Origin of the sequence: Qiania dongpingensis (assembly GCF_014337195.1) — a bacterium.
Classification (GTDB): Bacteria; Bacillota; Clostridia; order Lachnospirales; family Lachnospiraceae; genus Lientehia; species Lientehia dongpingensis.
Window position 1 is genome coordinate 1,138,258 of the sequence record NZ_CP060634.1, and the last position, 19,801, is coordinate 1,158,058.

Below are 19,801 nucleotides of genomic sequence, written 5' to 3' on the forward strand. Positions count from 1 at the left end.
CCATTTCAATCCTTATGGCTGTCCGATAATGTCCCGGACTTATCTTTCACATTTTCCCGGTACGCTTTTCTTTTTTCAAGATATTCTTCCAGGCTCCGATCATATCCACGCCTGACATCCGCTTCGCATTGCTTTAACCGCCTATGCTGCTCCCGGCAATACTCCGAACATACATTGCTTGAGGTGCTGGTCCAAAATTCCCGCAGACAATACGCGCAGACTTTTTTTCTCTCTGCCCGGCGCTCCGCCCTTGCCCGCTCCATCTCCGGGGTTTTATTATACTCTTTTTTTCTTTCCCTCTGCCATTCCAGCACAGCGATCCGCTGACAGGCCTCCGAGCAATATTTCTGACGGCCAGATACGACTGTATATTCTTGTCCGCATATCTGGCAAATGTCCACACTCCCGATCGGACGCATCGCTCCTTTCCGTCTGCATCGTTTCGTGGCTTCCGCTGCTGCCGCGCGCCTGCAGTCCGGACACCTTTTTGCCCTCGGCCCGCCCTGAAAGACCGTACCGCAATCGATACACGCCCGGTCTCTCATCACACTACTGGCTCTGGCTTTTTTGGCGCACTCCGGACATAGCAGGCAATCCGGATCACCATAAAAGAGCTTCTCACATTGTTTGCAGACCCTCTGCGTCCTTTTCATCTATATCCCTCTCCGCTTTAAGCTTCTCCCAACTTAATAAACTTCTGGTCTGTCTGAAAAATCCCCGTCATCCACTTCGGATAGATAGACTGCTGTGCCTTCTTCCTTTGCCTTTGTAATCGCAAAGTCTTTCGCTTCTTTGTAGTCTGTGAACCAATCCATCTGGTCATTGTCATAGATCCCATCTATCTTAGCGTCTTCTGTATATACTGCATACTCTCTGTTCATATCCTTCTCCTTATCTGGCGGAGCCCCCGCCAGTCACCCGTTGACATTTCCTATTGTTCTTTGTTATAATTTTTTTATCGGGGGAGCGGTGGCAAGCCCGCCCTCCTCTGATAACCTGCTTTACTGCTTTTCTTGCCTCTCGGCTTCTTTTATCACCTTCTCGATGATTTCTTTTGCTTTTTCTGTGTTCCCTGTATCCATCAATGCTTGTATGGAGTACAGGAGTGTGAGTAATTCCAGTCTTGTCATTTCCTCCATATATTCTCCTCTCCGATATTGTTAAGGTTGCTTGCCTTTCTTAACTATCTTTATTATACACATTTATATGTGTATTGTCAATAGGTTTTACACATTTTTTTGTGTATTTTCATCTGGTATATATTCGATCAATTCCTCTATCTTACACCCCGATAGCCTGCATATAGTATCGATCGTTTTCAAATTCACAAGTTTCCCGTCTCTTATATTCTGCATGGTCCCTTCTGGTATCAGTTTTTCCTTTCTGATCGCTGCGGTGCTGTAACCGGCATTTTTCATTTTTTCAAATACATTTTTGTATATGATCATATCGCACCTCCTCTTATATAAATGTAACATATTTATTTTTATAAGTCAACACATATAAATGTGTATATTGCACAATGGATTACACATTTTTGTGTATAATTGCTATTGTAATTACACGTTTATATGTGTATAATGTAATCATAAGATAAAGAAACGGAGGAACCCAAAATGAAATTGAAATATGAAGAATACAAAGTCGGCGGCTATTTATTCCACATTGGCAAGGGTGATTTTAAAAAAGCCGAAGAAATAGTCACAAGGATTAGAAACAGCTATTATAGGCATCCCGCCCCGGCCGGGTAATGCCGGGTAAAAGGTAGATTGGTGATAAATACAAACAAAAAAGCGGCCAGGTTTTACCCTGACCGCCATAAAAATATAACTTAACACTAAAGCTGACTATACAAGATCAAAAAAATTGAAACAAACACCACATTCATTAAAGCAACATATGGATATCTTAATAGGACACGTTTTATACATCTGCATAACCAACTAAAAGTTACAGATAAAAAACGTTTCCTTTTCTGATATCTTCTAGCTTTTTTAATATCATCAAATGCCTTTAATAGTCTATCATCTTCGCATACTGCATATGTCTCATTTCCAATATCATCATGTATAGAATAAAAGTTGGCACGTGGCAAAGCTATTGTAAGGCCAATGTTTTTATTGACAATCTTTGCAATCGAATATAATAACAAAAAAATAACATTGAATATAACGAACCCTATAAATGTCAGCACAATCAGCGGAATGATAATATCATCTTTTGTTTTTAGGTCAAATATCCCCTTGATGACTGATGACATACCTGTGATCCCACCAAAAAACACGAAAATAATTGCTGAAAACAGACCAACTACTGTAATAATATTTGCATTTAAAGTATTAGATATCTCATCTGTTTTCTTTTGAAATTTATCTATGCTTACGTTGAACTCATTCATTACATTATTTTGGATTTCCATTTTACTAAAACCCATTATCTGGCTGTTTTTTATTAATCTTTCTTCTTCTAAAGCAATATGGTCGTATAACTTTTCTAATTTCAATTTTATTTCCGCTACAGAAGACTCATTTTCTTCAAATATATCTTTGAAGCTGTCGGGACTATGTGCAATAACGATATCTAAATATAAAATAGTGTCGTGGATATTATATAATAAATATTCAATTATATCCTGGCCTTGTTCCATTTTCTTGTTGACGTATCTAGATATAATGTGATATCGGTGTCGCCCTGTGCTTTCATAAAATCTCGCTATATATCTAAGGATCTCATCAGCTGTTTCAGAATCAATTGAAAATGTATCACTCGTAAACATATCCAAAAACTTATCTTCTGTTACTTTCATCTGTGCTCTTCCTAATCGTTATATAATTTATTTCTATTATTTGCATAATATTCTTTCATTAGTTCGCATTTTATCACTCCATTGTTGCAAGTGTTTATCCAAGGAGTCTCGGAATGCGTCTTTTGCACAAGTAAAAAAGGATTGGTCACATTCATATAGGAATCCACCACTCTTTTTATTAATTCACAATCCACCTCTTTTATGCTTTCATTGATTTCTTTTTTAATCATCCTCATTTTATTTGAATCAAATGATACTTCTTCTCTGCTTTCTTGTGCTGGTATGTTATCCCTACCATACATCTTATATTCATAATATACTTCCGGAATGACAGGACCTAATTCCCAAGCTATTATATCTGAAGAAAAGCACTTTCTGTTTAATTCAACCAGGAATGCTGCTTGAACATAATATAAGATCTTTTGAAGTTTTAAATTGCTCATTCCGCAATGTTTGTCAATCGAATAATTTATAATATATCTTGATACATCTAATACATTGTACATATTTATCCCTCCTTATATTATTTTACATCAAAGTTATTTAAAAAGATACATTTTTCATAATGTTAAATTATATTTCTTTTTATATGAAATATTATATATGTTAGCCTTCTCCTTTTGTACCCAAATAAAAAAGGGCCTCCGCAGAGACCCTTAAAATCATACTTCTTTGATATAATTCTTTGAAACCCAGCCGATATGTGTCCCTATCGTGGGATTACTGATCCGGACCTGATACCATCCACCGGACTCCCCGATGACGGACACCATGTTCCCCTCTCCCAGCTTCGAACAGGCACTCAGCAGCCCATGACCAGTTCCAGGGCCTGTCCGGACATTCAGCCGGCTACCGCCCAACCCAGAAGCCATGCCGGCCCATTCAGTATAGCCGGCCGGTTCTGCTGTAGCCTGACCCGTAATTTTAAGGTAGGTGGCATTGACATAAGCAATCGTTCCCTGGATGTTTATCTTTACCCAGCCATTCTCATATGCCTCGATCACATCTACCTCATTCCCGGCGCCCAGCTCCGGCCAGATGGACGCCCTGGCCGCATCCGCATCCGGCTTTGTGCGGACATTTAAGGTATCCCCCGGCGTCAGGTTGCACACAGTCCCATGCGCCCAGGGATTGTAGGTCTTTGTGACTGCCGGCGCCGGCTTATCGTTGGCCTGTCCGGATAGCCTTGTCTGGACCGCTGCCCGGAAATCCGTCATGGACTTTCCAAACCGCCTGAAATATGGCTCCGGATCGCTGTGGTTGGAAGCAATCCCTTTCTTGTGTGCCTCATAGTGTCCGATGACCTTATCTGCCGTAAGGCCAAACTGTTTACACAGGGCCGCATAATGGGCCACGGCATTGTCCCACACCCTATCAAACTCCGCCGCTGTTTCCAGTTCACATAATTCATATCCGATACAGTGGGCGTTTCCCCATCCATTCCCGATATGCCAGCATGACATGGTAAAGGGGGCAAAATTATAGACGCCGGTATCGTCGATGAAGCCGTGGACCAGCTTTTCTACTCCCGGCTTGTTCCAGCGTTTGTACCATCCGCCTCCGGCGCCGGACTGCGCCCGGATGATGACCGGATAGACCGCGGGGCTGTGGACGATCAGATACTCCACGCTGCCAAGCTTTTTATTTTCCTTGAAGCAGTCATTTTTTGTACAGTAAAGGTTTGTACTCATGCCTTATCCTCATTTCCTTTCTTTGTAATCTTCGATGATATCAATCCCATAACATCCTCTGGCATTTTCCCATCCAGACGCAAAATATGCCACATCAGCAGTTGCAAGCAGTTCCAGCGCCTTACCAAGAAACCATAATCCACTATTCGCATTTTCCGGCGCATCAAGCTGAAAAAAAGAATCAATTACTTCCACATCTTCCCCAAGAAAATCCTTTGCACTCTGAATCGCCTTTTCTCTGACAGCAAGAATTTCTTCGTCCGTCTTATTTTTCATCGGCTGGCTGATAAATAGTTTTTTCATGCCTTATCCTCTTCCGTCTTATTTTTAAGCTGCTTGAACACCTGATTGCTCCCGGTGGCAGCCAGGCCGGACACGATTCCCACCGCAATGGCCGTTATGTAATCACCTGCCGGATAATCCGGGATGACACGCATCCCCACGACGCCCAAGATGCCGCCCAGGACGCCACAGATGACGGGCAGCCACTTATTATCTAAGGGCGTTGCTTTGACGGCCACAGCCGCCAGATAACAGATGACCGTGATCCCTACTACACTTCCTATCGTTCCAAATTCCATATTTTATTCCTTCCTTTCAGATATATTGTACCAGCACCATGATAAGTCCCGTTGCCAATGCCCCTGCTACCACCGACACGATGGTGGTAAAAGCCGTCTTCTTTGCGCTGTTCCACCTTTCGGCCGGTTCGTCTTCCAGTTTCTTCAACCTCTCTCCCTGTTTTTCCTGTTCCTTTGCCATCCGCTCCATGTTATTGGCCAGGCGGTCAATGGATAACGCAAGAGACTGAATGGTCTGGGTCTGTTCTTCCAGGTCCCCTACCCGGTGCTTTAAAGAACCAATTTCCTTGTTGTGTTCTGCTATCTTTACTGCCACTTCTTCGTTGTTCACATCATGCCTCCATTTATTTCGTCCAGACTGTAAGCCATTCCCCGTTATTAAAATACGCATAGGTCAGACCGGTATCGCGGATGATCAATCGGGCAATATTGCCTGTTTTGACTTTAAAATCAATAAAAAAGGCGTTTGCCCCGTCGTATCCAAATTCCATCCCGCTTAAAAAATTATGATTATACGTCACCCCATTAAAAAGTTCCGTTATGGCCCCCACAGCTTCTTTGCTTTCCGTCGGAAGCGTGGAGGTATCTCCGATGCTACCCTTTATCCCGCCTATGGTGGCATCCAGCTTTTCGCCTGTTGTTTCATCGTACACGGCTTTTGTCACGGTGACCGGCAGCGTCGTTCCGAATTTGGATGTCAGGGTCTTTATTACCCCAGTTATGATTGACATGTCTTGTCCTCCTTATTTCGCGATATAGCAGGCGCTGAAACGGATGGAGTATTGCGTGCTTGATGCTGACGCATATATGTTTCCATCTGGCGCTACATACACATTCATAGCCGCAATTGCATCTGACCGTCCAACCAATGGTATGTTCTTCCGGGGCGCATATCTATCCGGTATCGTCCCCAATAGTACATCATCTGTCCCTATCGTCACCCCTAATTGTAAATTTAGGTAAACACTTTTTGTCGCCGGAATATATAGGCAGTCCGAATCATAGACGCCAACCCCTTCCGCGGGGGTAAAAGTTACCGCTTCTAGGGTAAAGTCCGCTTGCTTTGCATAATACCCCGGTGCCTGACCTCCCAGAGTATCGGCGTCCAGCTGCGTCTCGAAGGTGGAACCTTCTACTGTGTCATCTGATGTGAATACACCATTTCCCATTGATTCTGCCGTGTTCTTAAGGCGGGTATCCAGATCGGACACGCTTCCCGCCAGTTTACCTGTTATGTCGCCGAGAGTTTCACCAGATTCCGGTATTACCGTCCCCGTTCCGGTAGCAAAGGTGACGGTTTTATCGGTGATCTCTCCTCCCGCCGCCGCACTGGCTCGATCTGCCGCTTCATTGGCGGTAGCTGCTGCGGTATCCGCCCGGTCTACTGCTGCCCGAGTCGTTGTCTCCATGTGCTGAAGTGCATCGTCCATAGCATCGTTCACGGCCTGTTCAAGCACTGTGAATTCGTTTGTGGATTCTATGGCTGATGCGTCGATATTGGTCGGTAAAATCTCCAGCGCAAAGATTGGAGTGCTGACTCTGTTTTCCTCCCCAGTTATCTCAATCTCCACTTCAGCCCTGCCCGCTGCTGCCAGGGCCTGGTTGGTAAAAATGGCCTTGACCTTACCATTCTCAATTCGACAGTCATTATAAATTTGGGTCTTATCCGGCTTTTTAATAAAAATTCTGACAGTCTCTGTTGTTGGTTCTACTATCTGGCCATTATAAAAGAGGGATATGAGCACCCCTCTTCCTGTGTCCCCCTGGTGGGCCCTGAGTCCAGCCAGAGGATATGGATTCTTTAGATCCACAGTTATCTGGTCCATTAATACCATCTTATCTCTCCTTAATTTACTCCTGTGATGATTCCGTTCTTGATCGTAAATACTATCGTCCCGCCAGATGTATTTTGTGCTACTGCCCTTCCTGTATATCCGGCATATCCGTTCAGGGTATCGTATTGTACATTATCAAAGATTGCATTTGATTTTCCCCCTACCGTACTGATCTGCGCCACGATCGTATTATTTTGTGACAGTGTGAATCCCCGCCAGTCCATCTCCGCCGTAACGCCGCCATATGAACTTGTAATCTCCCCTACCTTACTAATGGTTGTGTTTCCGTTCTTCATGCTTCCGTCTGAAAACAGGATAAAATTCCCGCCGAATGTTGTTCCCCCATTGGTGGATTCCTGACAGGATAAGACCCACGTCTTTTCTGGGGCGGACGATAACGGGGGCTGGAAATATACCCTGTATACCTTGTCTCCGACTCTAACGTCCCGATAGATCGCTTGCCCGTTGATGATCCATCCACCGATACGCCCTTCATCCGCGATCACTTCCACACCCTGTAGGGTTCCAGCTTTTATAAAATCTGCCACTATCCCATTTTCAAGCGTCGCAGCCAGAGCATATGGTCCATTGTATCCGTTTGAGCTATGTCCCCACCCGTTTTTATTCCATCTCCATACGTTCTGGGCCGTATTGATATCCGGGGTATCCATGACCAGAATCTCAAACGGCTGTCCATTTCCGTCAGCATGAAGGACCACATATCCTCCACTTGCACCAGTAATAAGTTCCGTTGCATGTTCTATGGCCTGCTGCAGGAATGATGTTGACGGTTTATCTGATATCGTCTGTTCCTGCCTTACGATCGTTCCCGCCAAACTGCTTTTTGCTTCACCAAGCTCGACACTCTCGTACCGGTCTAGCAATACGTCATATACCGTCTTGATCACCTTCGCTTTTGCAGATACCCCAAGTTCCGAGAATTCTACCGCTACCGTATCGCACAGGCGCACCCTTTCAAGCGGTGCGATATCCTTATACTCTTCTGTCTGCCAAAGTGCCACGAATGACACCGTGATACTTACCGCTGGAATCCCGATTCCTTCCCCCTTGATATAATCCTTTGCCCGCTTTCTCAGCTCTTCCTCTGTGGGCTTCTCCTCGAAGTCCTGGGAACAGTCAAGTGGAACCGTCCGACGATAAGGAAATTGATCGGCGCTGTCCGCATCTACTGTTTTCTCGCTTAAAATCACCAGTTCTCCATCGCTTCCTGACCAATACGGATATACGCCTGTTATTGTGTTCTGGATATTCTCCTCCTGCGTTAGGTCTGTGATATTTTTCCCGTATCGCAGAGAAACGCCAGAATCAGTTCCGCGTTGATTATGAAGCTTTACCGTATAGTTATCAAATTCATATTCTCCTCCGTATACATCAAGAATAGACCCTTCCGCTCCTCCAAGCCTTGACCGGATGCTTGATGGCACCGTGACCGAAAAACCCGCAAGTGTACTTTTATCTGTCCAAAATCCAAACGGACATTCTTCTGCTGCATTGTTTTTTAACCCCGCCAGTGCGCTGTTCACACTGTTGGCCGAGAACGGAGAACACGGAATATGTGACAGCCAGTAACTTATATGTTCTGCATTGATCGTCACGATACCATTTAGTGGCTTTGATATCTTATAGATCCGGAATGGCTGCGGGTTCCTGCCGTCTCCTGGTACTGCTAAGATGATAGCGGATAATCGGATCTCTGAAAAATGGATTCCTTTGACCGGATATTCCATGACAAGTTCGTATGATCCGTTCCTTTCTTCCGTCACCATGCAGGAAACGGCACCGGACAAGCCTCCAATGCCGTTTGTATCAAATTTCCTCGTATTCTGTTCGTATAAAATAGGTATCATATCGTCCACCACCTCGGCATTATTTCCACCCTGTCTATGCTTCCTTCAAACGTCACACCCGTTTTCCCTTCCGGAAGATAAGGAAATCCAGGCGCTTCTATCTCTCCGTTGCAGTTTTTTGTCCCTTTAAAGGCATTTTGAGAATCACAGTCAATGTCTACATATCCGTCAATGCTCTTTAGCTTAACGATGATATTTCCAACATATAAGCTCCCGGATACTCCATAAACCCGGATCATAGGAAGCGCATCGTATGGCGTATCGTTATAAAGGTTTCCAGGTCCATCAAATATGACCGGCGTTTCTCCGTACTTATAAAATCTTTGTGGCTTACAGTCAAACAAGAGTTCAAATTCCGCAGAGCGGTTCCAGGCCCTGGTGTCGAAATCCATCGGTCCGGAGAATCTCGCCATCCGGAATACATCAGGGTGATAGCTGTCCTCCAGCCTTCTGTATCCAGCGTCACCCATCAACCAGCGTTTTGTGTGGTCCGAATACTCCCGGAATTTCTCCCGAATAAATGCCGGATACGTAACATCAATATTCCTAAATCGTTTATTGTCAATGGTAACGCTCCCGTTTTTCCCCGGCACTTCTACCTTTGTGATATCCCTCTCCGGCACGTTATAAGTTCCAGACCCCGATATGTATATACCATAATCTCGGCTGCACTTTCCCCCATAGCAAAAATAATTCATGCAAATACAGCCCCTTTCCTCTGCACGGCAGCATCGATCTTGTCCGCTATGATGTCAGCCAGTTCATTCACGTCCTGCCCAGGTGCGCCATATACAAAAACGTTCACGCCTCCGACGTTCGTAGTATTGTTCGACTGTCCAGTAAGCGGCTGTACCATAGCACGGTTACCCATCATGGTAAGCAACTCCGGTCCTGCCTCTCCGACAACCGCAGACCCCTGAGATAGGATTCCGCCCTTTGCCATGTATGGTATCTTTCCAATCTCTCCTATGTTAAATCCGAATGTCTTTCCGCCCCATCCAAACGGAACCCAGTCCGGGACATCAATCTTGATCTTATTAAGTCCCCGTATCAGCATATTAATACCGCCGATTGCTCCGTTTAAGATACCTATGATTCCATTTATGGGGGCTTTAACAATAGCAATCAATCCGTCAAAGATACCTCCAAAGATTTCTTGTACACCTTTCCAGGCCCTTTCCCAGTCTCCACTGAAAACGCCAGCAATAAAATCGATGATCCCGTCAAAGATCTGCTTTACAGAATCCCATATGTTCTTTACATTGGCAAAAAAAGCATTCAACCCGTCTCCAAGTCCTGGGCCGAATATCTCCGTCCAGTCTGTAACAAAAATGTTCTGGAGAAAATCATCTACTTTCTGCAAGATAGCTTGTATCTCGTCGCCTTTGGTTGCTATCAGTGCCACAAGTCCGACGACGGCTCCGATTATCAATACAATTGGATTCGCTGCCAGGAAAGAAATCGCACTCCCGAGTGCGGGTATGATCGTTCCAGTAACAAAGGATATCGCCCCCGATAATTTTGAAACCACTGTCATAATGGCTCCTATGCCTCCCGCCACTTTTCCCAAAATGATTAGAAAAGGCCCTATCCCTGCCACAATTCCTGCAATCATAAGAACAGTATTTTTCCCTTTGTCATCCAAGTTAGAAAACCAGTCTCCTACCCCTTGTAATTTCTTCGCCAGCTCAAGCAATATCGGGCCGATGGTCTTCATAATGGCCTCTCCAATGTCGTGGAGAGCTACTTGTGCCGTCTGCATGGCAAGCTGCGTATCATCTACCTCATCGATAATTCCTCCATAGGTATCTTCTACCGTCCCTCCGGCATTTTCCAATGCCTTTACATATTCCTCTACCTCAAATCGTCCGCCTTGTATAGCATCTGCAAGGTCAGGCCCTGCTTTTGCCCCAAAAGTATCGATAGCTATTGAAGTCGCCGATGCAATATCGGGAGCATCTTCTATCTCCTTCATTACCTTAGAAAATTCTGCGCCCGCATCTTTTCCTTCTTTCCCCCAATTGGATATTGCTTTTTTCATCCCCGAAAAAGCTATCTCTGTATTGACTCCGGCTTTCTCCCATCCTGCAAACAAAGCAATAGCATCTTTCGTGTCTATTCCAAGTGCCCTCATGGGGGCTCCATATTTTGCGAGATTCGTTGCCAGCGTATCTATGGAAATTCCCGATTGTTGTCCAGCAACTGTTAACATGTCTAAAACGTCAGCATAATCCTCCGCCTGTATCCCGGCATCTCCCATAGCTCTGGTCACCAGCTGTACAGATGTGTTCACGTCAACGTCATTTACTTTAGCAAATTCCAGAAATCGTTTTGATGCTTCGGTAAGCTTGTCGCCTGTAAAACCAAGCCTGGTATTAATTTCTCCTACGGCGGACCCTATATCACTGAAATCCGCAGGGATAGCCGTCGCCACATCGTTATAGACCTTTTGTAATTCTTTTGCAGAATCTCCAGTTGCCCCAGTCTTTTTGACCACGATGTCAAGCCCCTCGTCTACCGCGTCCATAGCCGCCACAGATGCTGTCCCAACCGCCGCCACCGCTCCTGTCACAGGCAATAGCTTCTTTCCAACTCCTGTTATCTTATCGCCTATATTCTTCATCGTCTCTCCCGCCTGTCCAATCCTAGACAGGGCGGTTGAGGCATTATCTGCCTGAGTCTTCAGATCCTTTAGCTGTTGTTCTGTGGCTGCGATTTCACGTTTCAACGCGTCGTACTGCTCCTGACTCACCTTTCCTTCTTCGAATTGCTGTTGTACCTGTTTCTCAGCATCCTTCAAAGCGTCAAGCTTCGTTTTAGTCTCGCCCACTTCCTGAGACAACAGCTTTTGTTTTTGCTGCAGCAATTCCGTGTTTTTTGGATCCAGCTTTAAAAGCCGTTCCACGTCTTTTAACTGTTTCTGTGTGTTGCCTATTTCCTTGTTGGTCCCGGAAAGTGCTTTAGACAGGCCGGTCGTGTCACCACCAATCTCAATTGTGATCCCTTTTATCCTATCTGCCATTACCTTCCACCTCCAAAAAAGTTCTTAAGTGTTCCAGGCGTCCCTTTGATCGCATACTTTTCCTGATCGTTGCCTTGTTCGATCAGCATGTCGTATACCATTCCCATCGTCATACCGTCCAGATCGTCTTGATGAAGTCCCAGTTCCGCACACCGGAGCATAAAAATGGCCCCGGTGCCTTCTCGGTCACGCGGAGCTATTTTTTTTTAGGGATTGCCGTGGTCCTATTGTTCAGTGCCCAAAGTTCCAAAATATGGGGCATGATCTCATAAATGGAGAATGTCTCGAATGTATCCAGCCATTCATCCGGAGAATCCTTGATATTCGGATCATACTGCCGTGCCATCACCCAGGCTGCGTTTTCAAATATCTCCAGGTTGACAACGGAAAGCTGTGCTTCCGTCCGTTCTTCTTCCGGCGCATCCATTGGCATTTTCTCTGCCTTTTCATATGCCTTTCTTAATGATGCCATATCCGATACCATATCGCGCCCGATCCTGTGTCGATAGATCCTAGGCGTTAGAGCCGTGGCCTTAAACCCTACTTTCTTTCCGTCTATCTCGATGATCTTTTCCATCACGCACCTGCTTCCTTTTTATCTTCTACATAAACAGCGGTATACCATGCTTTACTTGTAGCATCTGGCGTTTCATCGCCCGTCATAGCCAATATGTTCCCGTCTTCCATCGGGCTCGCTGTAATGGTGATGCTCTGTGTCTGCACTTCTTTCGATTCTGTAGTCGTGGCAAAAGATCGGCTCGGCCTTGTCGCCGTGCAATTGTACAGAACAAATTTCGTCCCGCTGGCATCCCCGTCTTCTTCAAACAAAAGAGCAAACGGGACCGGCTCTACCCTCGCATTTTCCGTCAGTACCTTACTGGTATCTCCTTCCTTGATCCCATAAATGGACTTTAAAAATTCCGCCGGGAATAAAGCCATCTCCAGATCGCCTGAGTATCCATTGTTCGCAACGCTCTGGTAATAAGTGATCCCGTCTGCGTAAAATGGTGTGACATCACCCTCTGGCTCCATCGAAAAAGCTACCGCTCCCGGGATCTTGACGGGAGTTCCCCATCCCGGTATCTCCCCCTGTGTCGTCATCGGAGCATAATGCACATTTTTAATATTAAATTTCACCTTATCTGGCATATTCAAACCTCCATTTCATAAAGTACCTCGTACATTTTTTCAGATGCGAGATAACTTTCTGTCTTTTCATAAAAAATACCATGCTGCTTGAGCACGGTCTCCACCTTTTTTTCTGCTTCTAAGTCCTTTTTATCTGTATACAATTCTATATCCAGTTTGTTGATCCTGTGATAGACAACTCCGTCTGCTGCAAAATCGTGGGTTTCTGGATACCGGTATACGATAAATGGCGGATCAGGTGACTGGCCTTCTTCAAAATGGTCATATGCCACCGGATATCCCGCTTCTTTTACCATTTGATACACTTCTTTTTCCATCATCGTGACAACCTCTCTTTCAGCCGCCTTTCGTAATCTTCTATCGCTCTCTTTTCTGCCGGAGCAATATGCGGGATGCCTTCCACTCTTCCTCCCCCGCGTTTTGCATGGCCCTTTTCTAAAAGGTGAGTGAGCCAAGGCTTTTTTCGATTGTGAACTTTGATCTCGATCGAGACTGCATTCTCGCGCTCTACTTTAGAGGCCCACCCATCTTTATAATGTCCTACCTTTCCTGTTCCTTTGGGTGACGTCGTTTTTAACGTCTTTACCGTCCCTTTCGAAACTTCCTTTGCTTCTTTTTTCATGTCTTCCGCCACATCTGCCGCGTAGTCCTCCATCAACGATCTGATCGTGATCGCCAAACTGTTCGTATTCGTCCTTTTCGACATCTCTACTCCTTTCGGACAGCCCGGATCTTGATGGTCTCGTTTTTAAACTGGACATTATCGATGCTGGTGATATTATACGCTTCTCCGCGATGGACCAACCTGTATTCTCTTGTGTTCATTTTTGCAATCAAAGGATGGTATCGGAAGATGAACATCACCGTATTTTGTGACTGTGTCTGTGCCGCTTCCCAATATTCAGAACCCGATAGATTGTTCATATAGGCGTATCCACGGAAATATTCAGCCCAGGACGCCACTTGATTCCCGATCTCATCCACTGTATATCCATTCTTCTCGATCAGTACCGGCTCACGGTACGCTCCTGCGTTCATCTCATCACCACCTCACAGAAGATTCTCGCTATACATTCCCAGTATGGTATCCACCACCCGGTTGACATTCGTCTTATCAACATACATTTGCCGGTTATCATACATGTCAGAGATCAGGACTAAGACAGCGATCGTGATATCCTCATGGGAATCGATCGCTGTCTCGTCAAGTTTGGTATAGGATTTCACATATTCTACTGCCGCCCTTTGGAGGATAGCAAGATATTTCTTATCATCCTCTGTCAGGTACGCTTCTTCCTCTCGAATCTGCAGGCATATCTCTTTTGGTGTAATCTCACTTACTTTCATTTTTCACACCTCTTTTTGGCGCAACAGGTTCTATGTATCCGGCGGCAGCAAGGTCTTTTAATATGATTTTGTCTGTGACATCCTTGATCTCCCCTGCGTACATTGATACGACACCTGCAAATGATCTCAATGCCCGAACTTTCATGATATCCTCCTTAAGCAGAAGCTTTCATGACCAGTCTCGCAATCTTTTGAGCATTTTCCACCTTAGAGTCAATCTCGATCCATCCAACCACTCCGATTGCGTGCTGAGTGGCAAACTTCTCTCTCAAAACCTCGATGGATACGTCCTCGGATAACTTCACGGCCAGACCGGACATATCGCCGTAATAGATGGCAGTCTTTCCTGCTGCCATCTCTGGCATATTGCCTGATGTATAGACATCCTTCCCAAACAGTGTATAGCCCCATCTTGCCGTCGCGTCTTTATTCAGGATATAATTTCCGTCATTATCTTTCAGCTTCCGGATCGCCGTCCTGGTGGCCTTATTCATGATCCAGATAGCGCCAGCCTGGTAAACATCGGGAATCGCTTCCTGAACGTCGATGAGCTCGTCCGCCGTGATGACCGCAGCCGCTGCTGCTGTGACAGTCTTCTTCACTGTACTAAGTCCCGCTACCTTATCAGCAGTTCCGTTTAGCAGCTCCTTTTCAATCCACTTACTGATTGCCCCTGCCATCGCCGTGACCACAAAAGAGACGATATCGAACTGACTGTTGTTGATCAGAGATTTTGATACTTTGGAAAGTGCTCCAGCCAGGAAACCTTTCAGTTCAATACTTCCGAATTTTCCAGAGGTGGATTCTAATTCCTGAAATTCGGTAGCATAGGCCATTTCAATGGTCTGGGTATCCTCATCATAGTAGGGAATGGACAGAGTGCCGCCCACGTTATACCGGTTTGCTAACTGGTAGATCGGGCAGATATCATACACCTTCTTGATGATCTTCTGGGCAATTGAGGTAGGGATCACAGCTCCATTATCTCCTGCGGTCAGATTGACGTCCGCTCTCTCCTGCAGGACCTCACCGCGGATGTATGCCGCAAAAGCCCGTTCCTCCAATTCCTCCTGTTTCAGTTCCTCATGTTTCTCCGTACTGGTAACATTAAGTTTCAAATCCCTGGCGCGTTCCAGCTTCTCGATAGTGGAATCCAGCGCCTTTACCTGTTTGTCCAGGTTGTCAAATTTCTGATCCTCCTCCTCCGAAAACGCCCTTTTTTCTGTCTCGGCCGTGGATGTCAGGTCCTTCATCTGCTGGACCAGGTCTGCCCTCTGTTCCGTAAGTGACTTCAAGTCCTCTGCACGGTACTGCATGTACTGTCTTACAACTACTTTCTTTCTCATTCTGTTTTCTCCTTTTCTAATTCTTTGATCCTGTTCTGATATCTGCTTAAGTCAGCAGGTTTCTTTAATTTCTCGGCTTCTACGTAGTCCGCTCGGACCTCCAGCGGCTCCGGTGTCAAGACTGTTTCTCCCTCTGCCCTTACCTCGACACTGGTCCCTTCATAACACGGCTGCTTCCTCTCGTCTATGATGGATACCTCCACGAGGTCCATGTCCTCCACAAAACGACGCTCCAGAGCGTCATGGATATCCTCCTTGCTGGTATCCCGTTCCCGGAATCCGAAGGACCAGCCCCGAAGCTTTTTCTTTCTGGCTTTGTCAATGACTTCCGGGTCCGTAACTTCCGCCCTGGCATGGAGTCCGATACTATCTTCATATAGTTCCAGGTTGGTACTTGTGGATCCCAGGTTCCTGGTCTTGTCATGGTTTAAAAGCAGCTGCACCTCGTTATGTCTAATCGCCCGTTCAAACACCCCAGGTACAATTTGTTCCACAAAACGCTTCCCAGTCTTACGGTCCCTCATGGGCCGCGAGTCTCTGGCAACAGCATTGACATAACCTTCGATCACCACACTGTCTGACCTTAACTCAATCCTCATTGTTCTTTCCACCTTCTTTCTGCACCGAATCTGGCTCTTTCTGCCCAAGTCCACCGGTCTGATTCATGTTTGGCATGTAAAACTGTTTCGTCTCCGGGTCATACAGCACATCCTGCAGTCCAAGACGGACAAAGTCCAATCCCAGCGGAGGTAAGTTTTCTTTCAGACGGATTTCATCAATCTGCATAAATCCGTTTTTGCTGGCCGTCTCATAAGCCCGGAACCGCTTTTCGATATCTCCTTTGGTCAGCTCCGATGTATCCGCAGCAAAATAATAGACCCCTTTCTCTGATTCAAGAAGAAGGTCCCGGTTTAAGGCGCATTCCACTTCTTTTAAAATCGCATTCAGGCAATACTGGACGAAGTTCGTCTTATCCTGCTCCGTGGCTCCGCCATTTATCATTGCGGGGGGCATATTGAACAGCTTGCAGATCTCGTCACTGTTCGTTTTCTTATTCTCGTTAAGCTGCATCTCTACGGATGTGTTGCTGGCCTCCTGAAACTCCAAACCTTCATTCAGGATGACCACATTTTCTGTATTGTTCTGATAAAGCCGATGCCAGGCGTCCTTTAATGCTTTGATCGCAGATTCTGCCAATTTTTTAGGAGACTTTATGAATCCTTTTTTGTTCCCGCCTGTTTTCACCAGCCCTTTCTCATATTTCAGGGAATAGTATGCTACGCTCAAAACTTCGCTGTTTTCATCCACTACGCTCTTTCCGGAACGTCCATCTTCCGTATTGCGTAGAATCTTTAGGAACTCAAACGGCTTGTATTTGATACCCTGGATCATGATGTCATAATCCTTGAATATAGGGTCTGATGTGAACAGGAAAGAAATTTCATTCTCTTTGACATAATGCAGGGAGATTATCCGAGTACCACTCCGGTTTATAAAGGCATATCCCCCTTTTCCAGTCAGATAATCCCTGACTAGCGCTCGTTTGAACTGTACTCCGTCCAGAGTATCCCCGGTGTCATCATTGATCAGCCTGGCTCTTACATCATCCTCGACTTCTTCCAGCTTTCCATCCACCAACTTATATAACCTAATTGGGATGGTCGATACCGTTTCCGCTATCTTATTCACACAGGCTGCAAAAGCCGGCACGTTCATGGCCTGTTCCCTGGTCATATAGTTATCTGTCAGACTGGCGCGCAATAATGCGTCCTCATTAGATTCTATATCCGTCTTTTCCGAATCCGGATCCGCCCTCATCCTAAAGGGCCACATGGGCAGTCACTCCTTTCTATTTTTGTATCGTATTCAACATACTTGCACGGTAAAGCCACTATCATCAAAAATAATATCCTGCTGAAGCAGATAGACCGAATTAATGGTACTCACCACTCCATCTACCTTCCCATTAGATTTCTTCTTGTTGACATACCGGTTCATATTGGTATCATAGGTACACTTCGCATTCTCGAAATTGGTCTCCAGCAGCCGGTTCTCCTCATAATGCCATTCCCGGTTTGCGACTTTTTCTGCCAATAACTTTGTGGGTGGATGCAACGTATCCGAATGCTGCCGGATCTCCACCGTGGTATACTTCTTATTCCATTTCTGGGCGCTTGACAGGGCGTTATATCGGTCGTATCCGATGGCGTGGACGACTACACCTTTTGATTCTTCAAGATTAAACACGTAATCTTCAATCACCCCATAATCCACCGTCATATCACCGCAGGCAATGCAGGTTCCCGCGGCAATGGCCGCCCGGTAGTCAAACTTCTCAAACTCACTCTTCTCATCAATCCTTCCCTCCGGAATAAATGTCATGGTATGGCTTAAGATTTCTCCGTCTTCCTCGGCTGACATGGTTACGGAGCAGTTATCATTCGTCATAGCTAAATCCACGCCGACATACACCTCGCGTCCGGTCCAGTCTATATGTTTTTCTCTGCATGCTTTCACCTGATCGATTGGGATATATGTCTCTGTCCCAGCTCCCTGATAGATGATGTTGCAATGCTTTGTCAGGAAGTTCTCCCGCAGTTTCTCCCGGTTGATGGCACGCTGCCGTTTCAGCAGCAACTCGTCCCACACTTCCGGAATTTCGAGAGCCAGTGGATTGCCATGCGCCAGAATGGTATCATCAGTTGCCCAATCCTTGGTATTGTCCGGCTCATAGAGCAACGCAAAGACAGTTTCATCATTAATCAAGCCGTCCAATATCTTTTTGGCATTGTCTACCTCGTCCTCCAGTGGATTATCAGCCGTCGGGTATTTGGTAGAGATGATAAACCCCAGTTTATTTTGAATCAGTAACTGACCTGATCGCATTGCCTCCACTGGATACGAAATAGGAAGCGCCCCTACCTCATCAGCAATAAACACCGATGGCTCTTTTCCGTCCATACGGCTTGTGGAATAGTTGAGCGGCGTATATTTTGTTTTCGTGGGATTGTGTAGAATGTAATCCCGCAAAACCTTAAACTCGTTCTCCGCAAATAGATCAATATTGGTAGCGATCAACGGCTCCAGAGCCTCCTTGATCTCGCGGGCCAGTGCTCCATCGGGCGCAACAGAGAAGAAACGTGAGTATGCCGGTTCCAGATAAAAAAGCAAAATAAAAAGAACAGCAACCACAAAAGTCTTACCATTCTTTCTGCATATCTCTAAAACCGCCGTCTGATACCGACGTAGCCTCTGATCCTTTCGGTGAACCGTACACAGTACCGCCGTAATCAGCATCCACTGATATCCGGCCAGCGCCGAATAAATAGACTGTCCGGCCTTCGGTCCCTTTGCCATCTTAAGCACCTTAAGGATTTTATATATCTTCTCCAGTAGATTTTCGTTGATGACATACTTCTTATTCTTGCCCTTGTACGTCTGAAGGAAATCCACACACTGAAGGATAACATATCTCGGCGCTTTTATCTTTCCACGGCATACCCCCTCAGCATATGCAACCGCCGGGTGTTTAACCTTCGTCCTCATTGATCAGGTCCATAATGGTCTTTTTCTTCTCGCCCGGCTTAACCTTCGCAATGGATAGCTTTGCCCGGCTCTGGGGGGATAGGCATAGTTCGTTACAGCATCGAAAGTATTCCTTTGACGCCTCCGCCCTGGCTTGCCGGAAGAAATTCTCAAACAGGATATCCTTGTTATCATTGGCTTTCCGGTCCAACTCCTGGATACGGTCTACGGCTATGGCTGTCTGAGCGAGGATGAACAGGTCAAGATTTCCCAGGATGTCCGCCTCCTGCAGTTCCTCCATGATGTAGTTAAATATGGCCATCTGGGATTCCGTCAGGTACAGCGGAGGCACCAGTTTGTCATTCTTACCGCGGAGCTTATCCTCAATTTCCAGGCGCTGGACCTCCTCTTCTTTTTTGATTGTGCCAGTCTTTACCCTGGCTGACTTTGCTGGCCTTGCCATCTAATCATCTTCCTTCTGGTCTAAAATTATCATTTCTAAGATTTTGTGTGCTTTGATGTGGGGCGTCGGTGTCCTGAAAATCGTCTATTTTTCACACGACTCCCCGGGGGATATCCCTTTGCTCAACGTAAAATCCATGCTCCTCCGTAAAATTTTTTGCATATACGG

Annotated in this window: 29 protein-coding genes; 1 reads left to right on the forward strand and 28 read right to left on the reverse strand. The window is 45.8% G+C overall.

The window, feature by feature from the left end; genetic code table 11:
* Window positions 1-5: 5 nt before the first annotated feature.
* The 4 genes from H9Q78_RS05330 to H9Q78_RS05345 all read right to left on the reverse strand — a co-directional run bounded on the left by H9Q78_RS05330 (window position 6) and on the right by H9Q78_RS05345 (window position 1,448).
* Window positions 6-653: a hypothetical protein gene (locus H9Q78_RS05330; protein ID WP_249304082.1), complete on the reverse strand. Its 648-nt coding sequence runs from the start codon at window positions 651-653 to the stop codon at window positions 6-8.
* Window positions 654-686: 33 nt separating this feature from the next.
* Complete coding sequence (locus H9Q78_RS05335) at window positions 687-881, reverse strand: hypothetical protein (RefSeq protein ID WP_249304083.1); 195 nt, start codon at window positions 879-881, stop codon at window positions 687-689.
* Window positions 882-1,001: 120 nt separating this feature from the next.
* The gene (locus H9Q78_RS05340; protein WP_249304085.1) at window positions 1,002-1,139 is read right to left on the reverse strand and encodes a hypothetical protein; all 138 of its coding nucleotides are present in this window, start codon (window positions 1,137-1,139) and stop codon (window positions 1,002-1,004) included.
* 87 nt (window positions 1,140-1,226) lie between these two features.
* Entirely contained in the window at window positions 1,227-1,448 is a 222-nt protein-coding gene (locus H9Q78_RS05345) for a helix-turn-helix domain-containing protein (RefSeq protein ID WP_249304086.1), read from the reverse strand.
* Window positions 1,449-1,616: 168 nt separating this feature from the next.
* Between H9Q78_RS05345 and H9Q78_RS14485 the strand changes: the two genes are divergently transcribed.
* On the forward strand, window positions 1,617-1,751 hold the full coding sequence (locus tag H9Q78_RS14485; RefSeq protein ID WP_283245064.1) for a hypothetical protein: 135 nt from the start codon (window positions 1,617-1,619) through the stop codon (window positions 1,749-1,751).
* Window positions 1,752-1,837: 86 nt separating this feature from the next.
* Here the strand turns inward: H9Q78_RS14485 and H9Q78_RS05350 are convergent, their stop codons facing one another.
* The 24 genes from H9Q78_RS05350 to H9Q78_RS05465 form a co-directional block, all read right to left on the reverse strand.
* On the reverse strand, window positions 1,838-2,806 hold the full coding sequence (locus H9Q78_RS05350) for a hypothetical protein (protein ID WP_249304088.1): 969 nt from the start codon (window positions 2,804-2,806) through the stop codon (window positions 1,838-1,840).
* An 11-nt stretch (window positions 2,807-2,817) separates the two neighbouring features.
* Window positions 2,818-3,312, reverse strand: a complete 495-nt coding sequence (locus H9Q78_RS05355) for a Panacea domain-containing protein (protein WP_249304089.1) — start codon at window positions 3,310-3,312, stop codon at window positions 2,818-2,820.
* 156 nt (window positions 3,313-3,468) lie between these two features.
* Complete coding sequence (locus H9Q78_RS05360) at window positions 3,469-4,497, reverse strand: SH3 domain-containing protein (protein WP_249304091.1); 1,029 nt, start codon at window positions 4,495-4,497, stop codon at window positions 3,469-3,471.
* Window positions 4,498-4,506: 9 nt separating this feature from the next.
* The gene (locus H9Q78_RS05365; protein WP_249304093.1) at window positions 4,507-4,800 is read right to left on the reverse strand and encodes a hypothetical protein; all 294 of its coding nucleotides are present in this window, start codon (window positions 4,798-4,800) and stop codon (window positions 4,507-4,509) included.
* The gene (locus H9Q78_RS05370) at window positions 4,797-5,078 is read right to left on the reverse strand and encodes a phage holin family protein (protein WP_249304094.1); all 282 of its coding nucleotides are present in this window, start codon (window positions 5,076-5,078) and stop codon (window positions 4,797-4,799) included. The genes H9Q78_RS05365 and H9Q78_RS05370 overlap by 4 nt, the downstream gene beginning before the upstream one ends.
* Window positions 5,079-5,094: 16 nt before the next feature.
* Window positions 5,095-5,409, reverse strand: coding sequence for a hypothetical protein (locus H9Q78_RS05375; RefSeq protein ID WP_249304095.1), 315 nt, complete (start codon window positions 5,407-5,409; stop codon window positions 5,095-5,097).
* 13 nt (window positions 5,410-5,422) lie between these two features.
* Window positions 5,423-5,809, reverse strand: coding sequence for a hypothetical protein (locus H9Q78_RS05380; protein ID WP_249304097.1), 387 nt, complete (start codon window positions 5,807-5,809; stop codon window positions 5,423-5,425).
* 12 nt (window positions 5,810-5,821) lie between these two features.
* Window positions 5,822-6,913 (reverse strand): BppU family phage baseplate upper protein, encoded by a 1,092-nt coding sequence (locus tag H9Q78_RS05385; RefSeq protein ID WP_249304098.1) that lies wholly within the window; start codon window positions 6,911-6,913, stop codon window positions 5,822-5,824.
* 11 nt (window positions 6,914-6,924) lie between these two features.
* Window positions 6,925-8,781 (reverse strand): phage tail spike protein, encoded by a 1,857-nt coding sequence (locus H9Q78_RS05390; protein ID WP_249304100.1) that lies wholly within the window; start codon window positions 8,779-8,781, stop codon window positions 6,925-6,927.
* Window positions 8,778-9,479: a hypothetical protein gene (locus H9Q78_RS05395; RefSeq protein ID WP_249304102.1), complete on the reverse strand. Its 702-nt coding sequence runs from the start codon at window positions 9,477-9,479 to the stop codon at window positions 8,778-8,780. Before H9Q78_RS05395 ends, H9Q78_RS05390 begins: the two co-directional genes overlap by 4 nt.
* Window positions 9,476-11,803 carry a phage tail tape measure protein gene (locus tag H9Q78_RS05400; RefSeq protein ID WP_249304104.1) on the reverse strand — a complete coding sequence of 776 codons (2,328 nt, stop codon included), beginning with the start codon at window positions 11,801-11,803 and terminating at the stop codon, window positions 9,476-9,478. The genes H9Q78_RS05395 and H9Q78_RS05400 overlap by 4 nt, the downstream gene beginning before the upstream one ends.
* Window positions 11,803-11,964, reverse strand: a complete 162-nt coding sequence (locus H9Q78_RS05405) for a hypothetical protein (protein WP_249304106.1) — start codon at window positions 11,962-11,964, stop codon at window positions 11,803-11,805. Before H9Q78_RS05405 ends, H9Q78_RS05400 begins: the two co-directional genes overlap by 1 nt.
* A 35-nt stretch (window positions 11,965-11,999) precedes the next feature.
* Window positions 12,000-12,380 (reverse strand): hypothetical protein, encoded by a 381-nt coding sequence (locus H9Q78_RS05410; protein ID WP_249304748.1) that lies wholly within the window; start codon window positions 12,378-12,380, stop codon window positions 12,000-12,002.
* Window positions 12,380-12,952: a major tail protein gene (locus H9Q78_RS05415; RefSeq protein ID WP_249304108.1), complete on the reverse strand. Its 573-nt coding sequence runs from the start codon at window positions 12,950-12,952 to the stop codon at window positions 12,380-12,382. The genes H9Q78_RS05410 and H9Q78_RS05415 overlap by 1 nt, the downstream gene beginning before the upstream one ends.
* A 2-nt stretch (window positions 12,953-12,954) precedes the next feature.
* A complete protein-coding gene (locus H9Q78_RS05420; protein ID WP_249304110.1) occupies window positions 12,955-13,272 on the reverse strand; it encodes a hypothetical protein in 318 nt (105 codons plus the stop codon).
* Window positions 13,269-13,658 (reverse strand): HK97 gp10 family phage protein, encoded by a 390-nt coding sequence (locus H9Q78_RS05425; protein ID WP_249304112.1) that lies wholly within the window; start codon window positions 13,656-13,658, stop codon window positions 13,269-13,271. Before H9Q78_RS05425 ends, H9Q78_RS05420 begins: the two co-directional genes overlap by 4 nt.
* Before the next feature lie 2 nt (window positions 13,659-13,660).
* Window positions 13,661-13,990 carry a phage head closure protein gene (locus H9Q78_RS05430; protein ID WP_249304114.1) on the reverse strand — a complete coding sequence of 110 codons (330 nt, stop codon included), beginning with the start codon at window positions 13,988-13,990 and terminating at the stop codon, window positions 13,661-13,663.
* Window positions 13,991-14,002: 12 nt separating this feature from the next.
* Complete coding sequence (locus H9Q78_RS05435) at window positions 14,003-14,299, reverse strand: head-tail connector protein (protein ID WP_249304115.1); 297 nt, start codon at window positions 14,297-14,299, stop codon at window positions 14,003-14,005.
* Window positions 14,286-14,444 (reverse strand): hypothetical protein, encoded by a 159-nt coding sequence (locus H9Q78_RS05440; protein ID WP_249304117.1) that lies wholly within the window; start codon window positions 14,442-14,444, stop codon window positions 14,286-14,288. Before H9Q78_RS05440 ends, H9Q78_RS05435 begins: the two co-directional genes overlap by 14 nt.
* Window positions 14,445-14,454: 10 nt before the next feature.
* Window positions 14,455-15,645, reverse strand: a complete 1,191-nt coding sequence (locus tag H9Q78_RS05445) for a phage major capsid protein (RefSeq protein WP_249304119.1) — start codon at window positions 15,643-15,645, stop codon at window positions 14,455-14,457.
* Entirely contained in the window at window positions 15,642-16,244 is a 603-nt protein-coding gene (locus tag H9Q78_RS05450; protein ID WP_249304120.1) for an HK97 family phage prohead protease, read from the reverse strand. The genes H9Q78_RS05445 and H9Q78_RS05450 overlap by 4 nt, the downstream gene beginning before the upstream one ends.
* Window positions 16,234-17,478 carry a phage portal protein gene (locus tag H9Q78_RS05455; RefSeq protein WP_249304122.1) on the reverse strand — a complete coding sequence of 415 codons (1,245 nt, stop codon included), beginning with the start codon at window positions 17,476-17,478 and terminating at the stop codon, window positions 16,234-16,236. The genes H9Q78_RS05450 and H9Q78_RS05455 overlap by 11 nt, the downstream gene beginning before the upstream one ends.
* A 33-nt stretch (window positions 17,479-17,511) precedes the next feature.
* Window positions 17,512-19,191 carry a terminase TerL endonuclease subunit gene (locus H9Q78_RS05460; RefSeq protein WP_249304124.1) on the reverse strand — a complete coding sequence of 560 codons (1,680 nt, stop codon included), beginning with the start codon at window positions 19,189-19,191 and terminating at the stop codon, window positions 17,512-17,514.
* Window positions 19,175-19,633: a P27 family phage terminase small subunit gene (locus H9Q78_RS05465; protein WP_249304125.1), complete on the reverse strand. Its 459-nt coding sequence runs from the start codon at window positions 19,631-19,633 to the stop codon at window positions 19,175-19,177. Before H9Q78_RS05465 ends, H9Q78_RS05460 begins: the two co-directional genes overlap by 17 nt.
* Window positions 19,634-19,801 lie beyond the last annotated feature (168 nt).